Genomic DNA, 14,449 nt, shown 5'->3' on the forward strand with positions numbered 1-14,449 from the left:
TTGAAGTTGTAAGGTGTCAGTAGAGTAGATAAAAATAGTAAGGGTGTATCAAAACGTAATAATTGCGTTTTGATACACCCTTATATGTTGTAATTCTGTTTAAATAGCTTATAGAGCGTCAATAACCGAGCAGATGTCGCCGAAGATGCGGTCGAGCTCGCCGAGGCCATTTATGTGGTGGTGGATACCCTCGCCCTTGTACCACTCGATAAGCGGAGCGGTCTGGTTGTGGTAAACGTCGAGGCGCTTCTTGATTGTCTCTGCATTGTCGTCAGAGCGGCCGCTCTGCTGACCACGCTTGATAAGACGTGTCATAAGCTCTTCCTCAGGAACGTCAAGCTCTATCATAGCTGCTACCTTATGACCACGCTCTGCAAGCATCTGCTTAAGAGCCTCTGCTTGTGGGATAGTGCGGGGGAATCCGTCGAAGATAACACCCTTGTGTTCCTTGCCAAAGCTGTCGTAAACGCTAGCGAGGATGTTTACCATAAGGTCATCAGGTATGAGCTGACCATTGTCTATAAAGCCCTTGGCTGTCTTGCCAAGTTCTGTTCCGTTCTTGATTTCGTTGCGTAGAACGTCACCTGTTGAGATGTGGTTGAAGCCATACTTCTCAATCATAAGGTCGCTCTGTGTGCCCTTGCCTGAACCTGGGGCACCGAAAATAACGATGTTCTTCATCTTTTTACTTAAGAAATATAATTATTGTAATGATTTATTTGTTGCGTTATGTTGCTTTTAAAGTCTTGTTTGAGAGGCTTTATTCCTCCACCACGGTGTATATGTCTCTGAGGTTGCGACCCTGCTGGTCGTAGTCGAGACCATAGCCGAGGATGAAGTCGTTAGGTATCTCAATTGCCACGTACTTGATGTCGAGCGGAACCTTGACACATTCGGGTTTTAACAGCAGAGTGCATATTTGTATATCGGCAGGTTCCTGTTCGTGTAGAGTGTCGAGGAGTGCCTTCATTGTGAGTCCCGACTCAACGATGTCTTCCACAATAATTACGGTACGTCCCTTAATGTCCTCGTTTAGTCCGAGCAACTGCTTTACTTTGCCCGTAGACGATGTGCCCTCGTACGAAGCCATCTTTACGAATGATATCTCGCATGGGATATTAATCATACGCATTAGGTCGGCTGCAAATACGAAGGAACCGTTCAGCATGGCAAGCAATAATGGATTCTTGTCTGCCATGTCGGTATTTATGCGGTCGGCTACTGCCTTGACACGTTCTAAAATCTGTGCCTCTGGGATAGAAGTCTTGAATGTCTTGTCCTTGATTTTTATAATGCTCATAAGTAACAGGCTTTTAAATTAGTTGCAAAGTTACTCAATCTTGTAAAATGTCGCAAAAATAAAGAGATAAAAATAGTATGCAGTGGCAAATTAAGGTGCTTTAAGCATCATAATGCCCACATCGCTCACTCCTGGCAATATCTCTCGTTTCATGTCGTGGCGTATGCGTACATGTATGGAGTCGCCTTGCTGTAATTGTATCGGACTCATGTCAAAGATATATTGGTGGTAGCTTATGCCCTTTCCTGCAGCGTTGCCACGTCGGTCGGTAAGGGGGCAGTTGAGTGTGTCGAGCCTAACCTCATTGCGTGGATATATATGGCGTTCCACTATCAGGGTGATTGAGACAAATGGATAGTCGTCGACTACACGAAGTTCAAGTCTTGACTGATAAGTAGATGCTTGGCTCACCGGAGGTACCTCAAACAGTAAAGTGTCGTTCTTCTCCCATCCGGCAACAGGTGTATGCATAAATTTGTCGTACACTAAGTGCCGATTGCAGGCAGCGAGCACCAGTAGTGTCGCTGCCGCTATGATTATGGCAAGAGATTTTCTCATTACTGTTGTAGTTCGGCGTTATTCGTTTTTTTGTTAGCAACAGCTTGTGGCTTGGGTTGGCGCTGTGGACGGTTGTCTTTGCGCTGTTGAGGTTTACCCTCTTTTGGCTGCGGTTGCTGTTGCTGCTTGGCATCCTTGGGTTGTTGCAGCTGCTGTTGTTGCTTACCTTCTTTAGTTTGCTGCTGTGGCTTGGCATCCTTTGGCTGTTGTTGCTGCTGCTTGGCATCCTTAGGTTGCTGTGGTTTCTTGCCTTGTGGCTTCTTCTTTTTCTTCTTAGTCTTGTCGAATCGGCTTATGTCTGCGTCGGCAAGTAGGTCGGCAGGACGTTTAGTTTCCTTTGTCTTACCATCTTCGGTGAGCGATTCAGGTTTCTCGCCACGTTTGTTCATCTCGATGATGGCACGTGCGCGTTCGGCTGTAATTGTCTCAAGATTTGCGGCAACACCCTTACCAGTAGAGTAGGTGACGAGTCCAGCAAGTATATCCGATTTGAAGAGATAGTAATCGCTGTCGATGGTCTGCAACACTACGTCGCGTGAAGGCATCTTTCGACCAGCCTCTACATAGTCGTCAACCTCGTAGTTGAGGCAGCACTTAAGTTTGGCGCACATACCGGCAAGCTTCTGTGGATTGAGTGATATGTCCTGTATACGTGCAGCGTTGGTGCTTACGCTTACAAAGTTCTTCATCCATGTGGCACAGCAAAGTTCGCGCCCGCAAGGTCCGGTTCCTCCTATGCGTCCTGCTTCTTGGCGTGCGCCTATCTGTTTCATTTCTATTCGTACATGGAATGTGTCGGCAAGCACCTTGATGAGTTGGCGGAAATCGACACGTTCGTCAGCTATGTAATAGAATATAGCCTTGTTTCCGTCGCCCTGATATTCCACATCGCCAATTTTCATCTGTAGTCCAAGGTCCTTGGCTATCTGTCGGCTCTGAATCATAGTGCCATGTTCGCGGCTCTTGGCCTCATGGTATTTGTCCATGTCCACGGGTTTGGCTATGCGGTATACGCGTTTGATGTCGTCGGCCGACTTGAGGTTTGCCTTTTTTACTTGCAGCTTGACAAGGCGTCCGGTAAGTGTTACAGTGCCTATGTCGTGACCAGGACTTGCCTCTACTGCCACGATGTCGCCTTTGCGTAGGTCTAGGTGATTGACGTTATGATAGTATCCCTTGCGTGTGTTTTTGAACTGCACCTCAACGAGGTCGGTGTCCTCCTCGTTGCCAGGTACATCATACAGCCAGTCGTATGTGTTGAGCTGCATGTTCTGGCGTCCACAACCATTGTGGTTTAAACCACGGTCGCAGCCACGGGATATTTTGAATTGCATGTCTTTGAAATCTTTCATTTCTTTCTCGTGATTAATATGATGGTCTGCATGGCAATATCGAAGAACACCATCTTAGAGTTGGCGTTTTGCGATATGTCGCGCAGTGCGTGTTCAAACATTTCTGTCATTTCGATGACGTTGTACTCGTTTATGAATGGGGCGAAGCGTTTGGCGAAGTTTTCTTCGTCGTGCGTCATATAGCTCAGTTCGGGGCAGTGGAAGTTGTACATAAAACTTTCGCGCACCATTCGGTTGCAATATACTATCATTCGTTTTTGCTTCTCTCTGCCGAAGGCTGCAATACTTTCACTCCATTTTTTTAGTTCCTTAACACGCTTGCTGTATGCAAGTCGCATAAGCATGGTGAATAGGTCGAAGAACATATGGTTCTCGTTGCCAGCGCTAAGTGTGTCGAGTGCTTGTGTCCATGAGCCTGCGGATATGCGTGCTATACGTTGGGCAGTGTCGTCATCAAGTCCGCGTTGTTGGATAAGAGCAGTGCGGATGTCTTCTTCGGATATGCGTTTAAAGTCGAAGCGTTGTGTACGGCTGCGTATGGTTTCAAGTAGTCGGCCAGGATCTTCGCTTACCATGATGAAGACCGTTTGCTCTGGTGGCTCCTCAAGAAGCTTTAACAGTTTGTTAGCGCTAGCAAGGTTCATGCGTTCGGGCAACCAAATGATGCAAATCTTATATCCCCCCTGACTCGACTTTATGGCTAATCGGCGCGATAGACGGTCGCTTTCGGCAGCAGTGATTATCGCTTGCTGGTTTTCAGCATCCATCTGTGTCATCCATTGTTCAAGGGTGAAGTAGGGACCTTGCATTAGAAGGTCGTGCCACTCAGAAGCGTAGTCGTCACTTGTGGGTTGATGTTCAGCCCCCATGTTAGGTTTCTTTATGGTGGGGAAGGAGAAGTGTAGGTCGGGATGCCCCCATTGGCGTAACAATCGACTGTGTCCTAACAGTTCTGATGCAAACGCAAGTGCAAGCGCCATCTTGCCGCAGCCCGCAGGACCGCAGAAGAGCATGGCGTGGGGTACGCGTCCCTCTGTGATGAGTTGGCGTAGCTGGTGTTTGGCGTTTTGCTGACCTATTACTTCTTCAAATTGCATTACTTTTTTGTTTATTTTTTGTTTAGAGCAGTCGTTTTGCCACTTCACGCACAGAATCGACAGCCGATACTGTATAGAAGTGAATGTTGCTTACGCCTGCTGCATATAGTTGACGACACTGTTCGGTTGTCCATTCAATGCCCAATTGACGAGCGTCGTCATCTGTCTTGCACTTTAATACCTCCTGAGCCAATTCTTGTGGGAGGTCGCAGTGGAATGTCTTTGGCACAACGGTGAGTTGCGACAGTTTGGCAAATGGCTTAATGCCTGGAACTATAGGAATTGTAATACCCATCTGGCGAGCTTTAGCCACAAAGTCGAAATACTTCTGGTTGTCGTAGAACAGTTGTGTAACTGCATATCCGGCACCAAGGTCTTGCTTTTGCTTGAGATATTCCATGTCCATCTCGATGTTTGGAGCCTCCTCGTGCTTCTCTGGGTAACAAGCTACGCCAAAGGCAAATTTCTTTCCGGGTTTCTTGATAGGTGTGCCGTCATAGAAGAATCCATCGTTGAAGCGGTTTACCTGCTCTATAAGTTCGGTGGTGTGGGTATGGCCACCCTCAACAGGAATGAAGCGACTGTCTTCCTTAGCCTTGTCTCCACGAAGCAACAGCAGATTCTCTATGCCGAGAAACTGTAGGTCTATTAGTTCGTATTCAATGTCTTCGGCGCTTGCTCCGCTGCATATTACGTGCGGAATGACAGGAACGCCAAACTCCTGCTGTATTGCTGACGCCACAGCCACTGTTCCGGGACGGCGACGCACACGCAACCTTTTAAACTTGCCGTCTTCTATCTCTCGGTAGACAAATTCGCTGTGATGCGTGGTGATGTTGATGTAAGCAGGATCGAAGTCCTTAAACTTTTCTATAGTTGAAAACAATCTTTCTGTGCCTGTGCCTTTAAGCGGTGGCAGAACCTCAAACGAGAAGTGCTTCTTCCCGTCGCCGGCGGTAAGTATTTCGGCTATGTTCATCTTTTGGTACATTTATATAATGTATGCAAAGATACTGAAAATCTTGCACAAAATACAAAAAGGGCAACAAGATTTTCTTGTTGTCCTTCATTATTAGTTTGTCTATCAAGACTTTCGTACAATTTAAAACTCAGCCGACTTAGGTGTACGTGGGAACGGAATGACGTCGCGGATGTTCTGCATACCAGTTACGAAGAGGATAAGACGCTCGAAACCGAGACCGAAACCAGCATGTGGGCATGAACCATATTTGCGGGTGTCGAGGTACCAGCTCATATCCTTCATAGGAATGTTACGCTCTTCTATCTCGTTCATAAGTTTGTCGTAGCTTTCCTCACGAACAGAACCGCCAATGATTTCGCCAATCTGCGGGAACAATACGTCGGTGCCTTGAACGGTTGCGCCACTCTTGCCTCCAAATCCAGATTCCTCAGCATCTATCTTCATATAGAAGGCCTTGATAGCCTTAGGATAGTTGGTCATGATAACTGGCTTCTTGAAGTATTCCTCAACGAGGAAGCGCTCGTGTTCTGAGGCTAGATCGTCGCCCCACTCGCATGGGAACTCAAACTTCTTGCCTTTCTTTATAGCTTCCTGGAGTATGCGTATGCCCTCGGTATAAGGCAGATGCACGAACTCAGAGTTGAGCACACCTTTAAGACGCTCAATAAGACCCTTGTCAATCATCTTATTAAGGAATTCGAGATCGTCCTTGCAGTGCTCCAAAGCCCAACGGATGCAGTACTTGATGAAGTCTTCTTCTAGTTCCATAAGACCAGCAAGGTCGAGGAAAGCAACTTCAGGTTCTACCATCCAGAACTCTGCCAAGTGACGTGGAGTGTTAGAGTTCTCTGCACGGAATGTAGGACCGAAGGTATATATTGCGCCAAGAGCTGTGGCGCCCAACTCGCCTTCAAGCTGACCTGATACTGTTAGTGAAGTCTGCTTTCCAAAGAAGTCGTCAGAGTAGTCTATCTTGCCATCCTCTGTCTTCTTGAGGTTGTAGAGGTTCTTTGTTGTAACCTGGAACATCTGTCCTGCACCCTCGCAGTCGCTTGCAGTGATAAGCGGAGTATTGAAGTAGAAGTAGCCGTGCTCGTGGAAATAAGTGTGGATGGCCATAGCCATATTGTGACGTATGCGCATAACGGCACCGAAGGTATTGGTGCGAAGACGCAAGTGAGCATACTGACGCATATACTCAAAGGTCTGACCTTTCTTCTGCATAGGATAGTCGTTGCCACACAGACCATAGATTTCAATGCTGTCGCACTGAATCTCAGATGTCTGTCCATTGCCCTGGCTCTCTACAAGAGTACCAACAGCGCTTATGCAAGCGCCTGTGGTGATTTGCTTGAGCATATCAGCGTCAAACTTTGTAGGGTCAACAACAATCTGTATGTTCTTTATTGTCGAGCCGTCGTTGAGTGCAATGAAGTCGACAGCCTTAGAGCTGCGATGGGTACGAACCCATCCCTTCACATTGATTTTGCTTCCGAAGTCGGTGCTACTAAGAGCATCTACAACTTTGGTTCTCTTAAGTGTTTCCATTATAAATTAAACATTACACTATTATATATTATTCGAAGGCGCCCATACGCAGCATCTCAACTTCCTTCTCTGTGAGGAAGCGCCAGTCGCCACGACGGAGGTTCTTCTTTGTGAGTCCTGCAAACTGAACGCGATCGAGTTTAACGACACGATAACCGAGGTGCTCAAATATTCGGCGCACGATGCGGTTCTTGCCGCTGTGGATCTCAATGCCTACTTGGCTCTTGTCTGTATCGCTTGCATACTCGATAGCATCAGCATGTATCTCGCCGTCCTCAAGCTCAATGCCTTCTGCAATCTGCTGCATGTCGTGAGCTGTAACATTCTTGTCGAGATATACGTGATAAACCTTCTTCTTAAGGAATTTCGGGTGTGTGAGCTTAGAGGCCAAGTCACCGTCGTTGGTAAGGAGAAGTACACCAGTAGTGTTGCGGTCGAGACGTCCTACAGGGTAGATGCGCTCAGGACATACGTTTTTAACGAGGTCCATAACAGTTTTGCGTTGCTGTGGGTCATCGCTTGTTGTAACACAATCCTTTGGCTTATTTAGCAGTACGTATACCTTCTTCTCAAGGTTTACAGGCTGGTCGTGGAACTTAATCTCATCGGTGCGCTTGATCTTTGTACCGAGTTCGGTAACAACCTCACCGTTTACTGATACAACACCTGCCTGGATAAATTCGTCTGCCTCGCGACGTGAGCAAATACCTGCGTTAGCAAGGAACTTGTTCAGACGAATTGGTTCGTTCGGATCGAAATTCTCTTCCTTATACTCGATACGCTTTTTCAAGCTATATTTTGCATTGGGATCGTAGCCAGGAGTGTGCTGACGGTTGTATCCGCCTTGTTGTCCGTATCCGCCACGGTTGTATCCACCACGTTGCTGTCCATAACCACCACGCTGCTGTCCATAACCGCCACGCTGCTGATAGCCACCACGCTGCTGTCCATAACCGCTACGGTTGTATCCGCCTTGCTGTCCGTATCCACTCTGCTGACGTGGCTGATAGCTACCTTGCTGCTGTCCGAAGCTATTCTGCTGTTGGTCGTCGTCGCTCTGCTGGTTATAGCGAGGACGATAACCGTTCTGCGGACGTTGCTGATAGCCTCCGCGCTGTTGGTAGCCGTTACGATTATAGCTGCCACGCTGCTGATAGCCACTCTGTTGGTCGTCACCCTGTTGTTGATTGTAGCGAGGACGATAGCCTTGCTGACGTGGCTGGTATCCGCCCTGCTGGCTGTCTCCCTGCTGGTTGTAGCGAGAACGATAGCCTTGTTGACGTGGCTGATAGCCGTTGTTGCCGTTACCTTGCAAACCTGCACCGAATCCCTCGGGGCGGAATCCATTGTCGTCGCTGCTTGTTGAGGCAGAACGGTCGGCATTGTAAGGACGCTGAGTGTGGATGCGTGGACGACGTCCGGTCACACTGCGATACTCTCTCTGATAGTTACCTGCGGGACGGCCATAGCTCTCGCTATTGCCTGTAGTTTGATCCGCTGCTTTCTGTTCCTGGTTCTTTTCCAATTCTGAATCCATAGTTTTTACTTTTTTCGCCTCACGGCAAGTGACACCCATTCCGTTATTCTGCGTTGAAAAGTGAACGGATAGATGCACTTCTGTTCTTACTTAAATAATTACTTACTATTAATTATATATAGATTGCTATAATCTCTTAATTGATTTTTTAATCGCTTAATATTTATATAGACTGCTATAATGTTTTGCTGTTGTTGTGCTTGTTTTAGATGCCAGTGTAGTTAAGCGGCGTGATGGCCATAAGCTCAGCCTTAACGGCGTCGCTAACGTTGAGGGTCTTTACAAACTCGTGTATTGTCTCCTCGGACATCTTTTTGTTGGTGCGTGTGAGAGCCTTTAGTGCCTCGTATGGATGAGGATAGGCTTCGCGGCGCAATATGGTTTGAATGGCTTCTGCTACAACTGCCCAAGTGTTGTTGAGGTCTTCCTCAATTTTCTCTTCGTGGAGAATAAGTTTGCGCAGACCTTTAAGTGTGCTTGCTATGGCTATCATACCATGACCGAAAGGTACGCCTACGTTACGAAGTACGGTAGAGTCGGTAAGGTCGCGTTGCAGACGGCTTACAGGCAACTTCATAGCAAGGAATTGCAGTATGGCATTGGCTATGCCAAGATTGCCCTCTGAATTTTCAAAGTCAATTGGATTTACCTTATGCGGCATAGCTGACGATCCTACCTCGCCTGCCTTAATCTTTTGCTTGAAGTAGTCCATAGAAATGTACATCCAAAAGTCGCGGTCTAGGTCTATGATGATGGTGTTAATGCGACGCATTGCATCGAATACACTACCAAGGCAGTCGTAATTGCTAATCTGTGTTGTGTATTGCTCGCGTTCCAAGCCAAGCTTTTCGCTGACAAAACGGTTGCCAAAAGCCTTCCAATCATATTCGGGATAAGCTACATGGTGAGCGTTATAGTTGCCTGTAGCTCCACCAAATTTGGCTGTCATCTTGCAAGCCTTAAGTTGTGAAAGCTGTTCGTTAAGTCGGTAAACGTATACCATGACCTCCTTGCCTAGACGTGTAGGAGATGCTGGCTGACCGTGAGTCTTGGCAAGCATGGGCACGTCCTTCCATTCGTTGGCATACTGTTGGAGTTGTGCGATGAGTTCTTCAACAAGAGGATAATAAGCTTCCTCAAGTGCCTCCTTGATAGAGAGCGGTACACTTGTGTTGTTTATGTCCTGAGATGTCAAACCAAAATGTATGAATTCTTTGTAGGCATCCAGTCCGCCAATCTTGTCAAACTCCTCCTTTATGAAATACTCCACAGCCTTGACATCATGGTTGGTCACTTTCTCGATGTCTTTAACGCGTTGTGCATTATCTTCGTTAAAGTTCTTGTATATACCACGTAAACGCTCAAACAGCGAGTGGTCAAAGTCCTTTAGCTGCGGAAGGGGTAGTTCGCAGAGAGTGATGAAATACTCTATTTCCACACGCACTCTATATCGTATGAGTGCATACTCTGAAAAATAGTCGGCAAGTTTCTCTGTCTTGCTTCTGTAGCGACCGTCAATGGGCGAGATGGCTGTCAGCAAATCAAGTTTCATAAACGTATTTTCTATATTATATATAATGTGTGTTTATATATTGTGCTGCAAAATTACGAATTTAATCTGAGACTTGATGTTGTATATCGTTTTTTTTTGCTTGGTTAAGTAAAATAAAGCTTTATAAAAACAAAAAACCGAAAAGAATTAACTTCTTTTCGGCTTCTTTGTAGCGGGACCCAGGATTGAACTGGGGACCTCATGATTATGAATCATGCGCTCTAACCAGCTGAGCTATCCCGCCATCGTTCTTGATTGCGGGTGCAAAGGTAGCGATTTTTTATTAACTGCCAAAACTTTTTGAAGAAAAATTTACTTCATCATCAAAAAAAATGTATCTTTGCATCAATTAAACTGCAAATCTCATTCGCTTTTGGGATGAGGATTGATTAATATCAAGATTAATGGGTATAAAGAAAATAGAAATAGAGCATCAACTGAAGTCTACGTCACGCAATATTGTATGGCAACTTATTGGTACTGCTGATGGACTTCAGAAGTGGATTGCCGACAAAGTGACGCTCGAAGGCAACATCCTTACCTTTGTGTGGGGTGATGTTTGGCGGCATCATGAGATGCGTCAGGCTATATTGTTGTATGCCGACTGTCTAAGTCGTATTAGATGGAGTTGGGACGACGAGGATGGTGACGCTTATGTAGAGATAAGTATGTCGTGCAGTCCGGTGTCGGGGGAGATAACATTGCACGTTACAGATTTTACCATAGAGGATGATGCCGAATGGTTGTACTCAACATGGCAACACAACTTTGACCGTCTTCGTCTTAAAAGCGGTGTGTAATAGTTTACAAAAAACATTAAAATTAATTGTTTGTGGAATTTTTATACTAATTTTGCAAACATGTATCCCTATGCGTATGTGCACATTGTTTATAATGATAAAGTACACATTATATATAATAGGGGTGTTGGAGCAAATAGCATAAAAATATGTTTCGAATAAAGAAGTTAGATATATTCATAGCCAAGCAGTTTGGTCTTCTATTCATAGGTACTTTCTTCATCTGCCAGTTCGTACTGATGATGCAGTTCCTATGGCGCTATATCGACGAGCTTATAGGTAAGGGTTTGTCGATGGAGGTTCTTGCCGAATTTTTCTGGCACATGGGCTTAATGCTTGTTCCGCAGGCATTGCCACTTGCCATATTGCTTTCATCTCTTATAACCTTTGGTAATATGGGCGAAAGCTCCGAGCTTACAGCTATAAAGGCTGCTGGTATATCGCTTATGCAGGCGTTTCGTTCGCTGATATTCATATCTGTGCTCATATGTCTTACCTCGCTTTATTTCCAAAATACCGTCGGTCCTAATGCCAACAAGCAGTTAGGCTTGATGCTTATGTCGATGAAACAAAAGAGTCCGGAGCTTGAGATTCCAGAGGGAATATTCTATGATGGTATACCAAACTCTAACCTTTATGTGCAGAAGAAGGATCTTAATACAGGCAAGCTCTATGGTATAATGATATACAGAATGACCGGATCGTATGAAGATCAGGCCATTATCCTTGCCGACTCTGGTATGCTGCAGTCTACTGCTGAGAAGAAACATCTGTTGCTTTCTTTGTGGAGCGGCGAGTGGTTTGAGAATATGAAGGCTCAGGAGATGGCAGGAAGTGCTGCTGTTCCTTATCGACGCGAGACATTTACTGCCAAGCGAATACTGCTCGATTATGATGGCGACTTTAATATGGGCGATGGTTCATCTATGTCGAATAATGCCAGTGCCAAGAGCTTTTCTAAGATAAGACACGATCTTGACTCGCTTAAGGAGCAGTACGATAGTATAGGTCGTATGTATTATAATGAAGACCAGCGCATGGCTTATGCCTTGCCAAAGGTATCTGCCAAAGACTCGTTGCGTTCTTTAGGTCTTGTTGCCACGAATACTTACAACGTTGATTCGGCTTTCTCACATTTGACTCCTGATAGACGCCGTGCTGCGGTTGGCTATGCCTTGCAGCAAGTTAAGCAACGTGCAAGCGATCTTGACTTTAAGCAGATGATAACATCCGATGGCGACCGACTAATACGCCAGCACAAGATAGAGTGGGTGAGGAAGATAACGCTTGCTCTCACTTGTCTTATTTTCTTCTTTATTGGAGCACCGCTTGGTGCTATCATACGTAAGGGAGGACTTGGACTGCCGGCACTTATATCGGTACTCGTGTTTATTGTTTACTATATTCTCGACAACTCGGGCTATAGAATGGCGCGTGGCGGAATGTGGGCTATATGGTTTGGCAATGCTCTTGCTCCGGCTGTACTTGTGCCGATGGCTGTATTCTTCACGTATAAGGCTACCAACGATTCTGTGGTGTTCAATGTTGACTTGTATAAAGATATTTTCCGTAGATTCTTCGGTCTGCGTGTCAAACGACCGATATATCGTAAGGAGGTGGTGATAAACGATCCGGATTATGCTGTCGATCTTGAAAGGTTAGAAAGTATAACCAGCGAGATTGACCTCTACTCGCAGTCGCATCGTTTAAAACATGCGCCCAATTGGATTAAGGTGTTCTTTAAGTACGAACCCGACCATAAGATTGAGGCTATAAACGAAGAGCTCGAAACGGTAATAGAGGATCTTAGTAACTCGCGCGACCGCACTATTGTAAACCATCTTAGCGCATATCCTATAATGTCGGTCAAGGCGCACACAAGACCATTTGAACGCCGTTGGCTTAACATTGTGTCGGCAGTTATTGCTCCTTTTGGATTGGTGCTCTACCTTCGTATGTGGCGCTATAGGTTGCGTCTCTGGCGCGATCTGCGTACCGTTAAGGCCGAGAATGATATAATAATAGGTCGTATAAAGTCGCTGTCAAACCAATGATTGTCATGTCGGTGTATTACGGCTATACATTATAATATATATGTAGAAATCCCAGTGATTTGTATTTAGCATCACCCCTATAATAAAACATTAATATAAACATCTAATAATATAAGAAATGGAAGAGTTCAAGCTTAGTAGCATTGAAGATGCTTTGGAAGATTTCAAGGAAGGTAAATTCGTAATCGTCGTTGACGATGAAGACCGCGAGAACGAGGGTGACCTTATTATTGCAGCCGAGAAGATAACCCCGGAGAAAGTTAATTTCATGCTGAAGAACGCTCGTGGTGTGCTTTGTGTGCCCATTACGTTGTCAAGATGTGAGGAACTTGACCTGCCGCATCAGGTTAGTGATAACACGTCTATGCTCGGCACACCGTTCACTGTGACTGTTGACAAGCTGGAGGGTTGTTCAACAGGTGTTTCTATATACGACCGTGCAGCCACAATCAAGGCGCTTGCCGATCCTACCTCAACACCTCAGACTTTCGGTCGTCCTGGTCATATCAATCCGTTGTATGCACAGGACAATGGTGTATTGCGCCGTTGTGGACATACCGAAGCCGCTGTAGATCTTTGTCGTCTTGCCGGACTATATCCTGCAGGTGCCCTAATGGAGATAATGAATGATGATGGAACAATGGCACGTATGCCCGAGCTACAGAAGATGGCTACCGAGTGGGGTATGCGCATCATTACCATAAAGGATCTTATCGCCTATCGTCTTAAGAAGGAGTCAATTATAGAAGTGGGCGAGGAGGTTGATATGCCTACCGAGTGGGGCCACTTCCGTCTTATTCCTTTCCGTCAACAAAGCAATGGAATGGAGCATATGGCTCTTGTTAAGGGCGAGTGGCGTGAGGATGAGCCAGTACTTGTGCGTGTTCATTCGTCTTGCGCAACCGGTGATATTCTTGGCTCAAAGCGTTGCGACTGTGGTCAGCAGTTGCATAAGGCTATGGAGATGATTGAAAAAGAGGGCAAGGGAGTGCTCGTGTATATGCAACAGGAAGGCCGCGGTATTGGTCTTATGAATAAGATAGAGGCATACAAGCTTCAGGAGGAAGGTTACGACACTGTGGATGCCAACACTCATCTTGGATTTAAGCCAGACGAGCGCGATTATGGTTGCGGTGCCCAGATGCTGCGTCATCTTGGTGTTCACAAGATGCGCTTGCTTACAAATAATCCTACAAAACGTGTTGGTCTTGAGGCTTACGGGCTCGAGATTGTAGAGAATGTGCCTATTGAGGTTGTTCCTAACAAGTACAACGAGCGTTATCTCAAGACAAAACGCGACCGCATGGGGCATACTTTGCATCTTAAGTAATTATAAAGTCCCAGTATGGAACGCACTAAAATAGTCAACGGTTGTATACAACGGCAATTTTAAGTGTCGCATTTCCTCGGCTTTCAATAACGACAGTGTTGAGAATTAAGAACGCGTAAAGGCTGGATTTAGACATAAATTTAATCAAAACCCTCTTGTGGTAAAATCTTTAGGGTTTTAATAAAAGGTATAACGGATGGTTTTGGGGGAGAAATCTCTCGATACCTATTCGTTATACCTTTTATTGTACTATAGGCTACACTTGGTCCATACAAGAGTGGTGAACATAAAAACAGTTGCCTTGTCACCTCCGTCTCTTCCATGTTTTTTCTCCTCGTT

At 45.8% G+C, this 14,449-nt stretch carries 12 protein-coding genes and 1 tRNA gene; 3 read left to right on the forward strand and 10 right to left on the reverse strand.

Annotated features, from left to right (window positions below; genetic code table 11):
* Positions 1–108: 108 nt before the first annotated feature.
* The 10 genes from C9991_RS05315 to C9991_RS05360 all read right to left on the reverse strand — a co-directional run bounded on the left by C9991_RS05315 (position 109) and on the right by C9991_RS05360 (position 10,170).
* Positions 109–681: an adenylate kinase gene (locus tag C9991_RS05315; RefSeq protein WP_106811524.1), complete on the reverse strand. Its 573-nt coding sequence runs from the start codon at positions 679–681 to the stop codon at positions 109–111.
* Between the two features lie 79 nt (positions 682–760).
* Entirely contained in the window at positions 761–1,300 is a 540-nt protein-coding gene (gene hpt / locus C9991_RS05320) for a hypoxanthine phosphoribosyltransferase (RefSeq protein ID WP_106811525.1), read from the reverse strand.
* 90 nt (positions 1,301–1,390) lie between these two features.
* Positions 1,391–1,858, reverse strand: a complete 468-nt coding sequence (locus C9991_RS05325) for a gliding motility lipoprotein GldH (RefSeq protein WP_106811526.1) — start codon at positions 1,856–1,858, stop codon at positions 1,391–1,393.
* A complete protein-coding gene (locus C9991_RS05330; RefSeq protein WP_106811527.1) occupies positions 1,858–3,210 on the reverse strand; it encodes a PSP1 domain-containing protein in 1,353 nt (450 codons plus the stop codon). The genes C9991_RS05325 and C9991_RS05330 overlap by 1 nt, the downstream gene beginning before the upstream one ends.
* Positions 3,207–4,307 carry a DNA polymerase III subunit gene (locus tag C9991_RS05335; protein WP_106811528.1) on the reverse strand — a complete coding sequence of 367 codons (1,101 nt, stop codon included), beginning with the start codon at positions 4,305–4,307 and terminating at the stop codon, positions 3,207–3,209. The genes C9991_RS05330 and C9991_RS05335 overlap by 4 nt, the downstream gene beginning before the upstream one ends.
* A gap of 22 nt (positions 4,308–4,329) precedes the next feature.
* Complete coding sequence (locus C9991_RS05340; protein WP_106811760.1) at positions 4,330–5,286, reverse strand: methylenetetrahydrofolate reductase; 957 nt, start codon at positions 5,284–5,286, stop codon at positions 4,330–4,332.
* Between the two features lie 123 nt (positions 5,287–5,409).
* On the reverse strand, positions 5,410–6,837 hold the full coding sequence (gene asnS / locus C9991_RS05345) for an asparagine--tRNA ligase (RefSeq protein ID WP_106811529.1): 1,428 nt from the start codon (positions 6,835–6,837) through the stop codon (positions 5,410–5,412).
* A 28-nt stretch (positions 6,838–6,865) separates the two neighbouring features.
* The gene (locus C9991_RS05350) at positions 6,866–8,374 is read right to left on the reverse strand and encodes a pseudouridine synthase (protein ID WP_106811530.1); all 1,509 of its coding nucleotides are present in this window, start codon (positions 8,372–8,374) and stop codon (positions 6,866–6,868) included.
* Between the two features lie 205 nt (positions 8,375–8,579).
* Positions 8,580–9,926 (reverse strand): adenylosuccinate lyase, encoded by a 1,347-nt coding sequence (gene purB / locus C9991_RS05355; protein ID WP_106811531.1) that lies wholly within the window; start codon positions 9,924–9,926, stop codon positions 8,580–8,582.
* A gap of 170 nt (positions 9,927–10,096) precedes the next feature.
* Positions 10,097–10,170 (reverse strand) — tRNA-Met (locus C9991_RS05360).
* Positions 10,171–10,330: 160 nt separating this feature from the next.
* Between C9991_RS05360 and C9991_RS05365 the strand changes: the two genes are divergently transcribed.
* The 3 genes from C9991_RS05365 to C9991_RS05375 all read left to right on the forward strand — a co-directional run bounded on the left by C9991_RS05365 (position 10,331) and on the right by C9991_RS05375 (position 14,110).
* Complete coding sequence (locus C9991_RS05365; RefSeq protein WP_106811532.1) at positions 10,331–10,726, forward strand: START-like domain-containing protein; 396 nt, start codon at positions 10,331–10,333, stop codon at positions 10,724–10,726.
* A 149-nt stretch (positions 10,727–10,875) separates the two neighbouring features.
* Positions 10,876–12,780, forward strand: a complete 1,905-nt coding sequence (locus C9991_RS05370; protein WP_106811533.1) for an LptF/LptG family permease — start codon at positions 10,876–10,878, stop codon at positions 12,778–12,780.
* A 118-nt stretch (positions 12,781–12,898) separates the two neighbouring features.
* Positions 12,899–14,110, forward strand: coding sequence for a bifunctional 3,4-dihydroxy-2-butanone-4-phosphate synthase/GTP cyclohydrolase II (locus C9991_RS05375; protein ID WP_106811534.1), 1,212 nt, complete (start codon positions 12,899–12,901; stop codon positions 14,108–14,110).
* Positions 14,111–14,449 lie beyond the last annotated feature (339 nt).

This window comes from Prevotella merdae (assembly GCF_900290275.1).
GTDB lineage: Bacteria > Bacteroidota > Bacteroidia > Bacteroidales > Bacteroidaceae > Prevotella > Prevotella merdae.

Bases quoted from the DNA above. Each gene is read 5' to 3' on its own strand.
- C9991_RS05330 (WP_106811527.1), bottom strand. From the start codon at position 3,210: ATGAAAGATTTCAAAGACATGCAATTCAAAATATCCCGTGGCTGCGAC.
- C9991_RS05315 (WP_106811524.1), bottom strand. From the start codon at position 681: ATGAAGAACATCGTTATTTTCGGTGCCCCAGGTTCAGGCAAGGGCACA.
- C9991_RS05370 (WP_106811533.1), top strand. From the start codon at position 10,876: ATGTTTCGAATAAAGAAGTTAGATATATTCATAGCCAAGCAGTTTGGT.
- purB (WP_106811531.1), bottom strand. From the start codon at position 9,926: ATGAAACTTGATTTGCTGACAGCCATCTCGCCCATTGACGGTCGCTAC.
- C9991_RS05375 (WP_106811534.1), top strand. From the start codon at position 12,899: ATGGAAGAGTTCAAGCTTAGTAGCATTGAAGATGCTTTGGAAGATTTC.
- C9991_RS05335 (WP_106811528.1), bottom strand. From the start codon at position 4,307: ATGCAATTTGAAGAAGTAATAGGTCAGCAAAACGCCAAACACCAGCTA.
- C9991_RS05325 (WP_106811526.1), bottom strand. From the start codon at position 1,858: ATGAGAAAATCTCTTGCCATAATCATAGCGGCAGCGACACTACTGGTG.
- C9991_RS05340 (WP_106811760.1), bottom strand. From the start codon at position 5,286: ATGAACATAGCCGAAATACTTACCGCCGGCGACGGGAAGAAGCACTTC.
- C9991_RS05365 (WP_106811532.1), top strand. From the start codon at position 10,331: ATGGGTATAAAGAAAATAGAAATAGAGCATCAACTGAAGTCTACGTCA.
- hpt (WP_106811525.1), bottom strand. From the start codon at position 1,300: ATGAGCATTATAAAAATCAAGGACAAGACATTCAAGACTTCTATCCCA.
- asnS (WP_106811529.1), bottom strand. From the start codon at position 6,837: ATGGAAACACTTAAGAGAACCAAAGTTGTAGATGCTCTTAGTAGCACC.
- C9991_RS05350 (WP_106811530.1), bottom strand. From the start codon at position 8,374: ATGGATTCAGAATTGGAAAAGAACCAGGAACAGAAAGCAGCGGATCAA.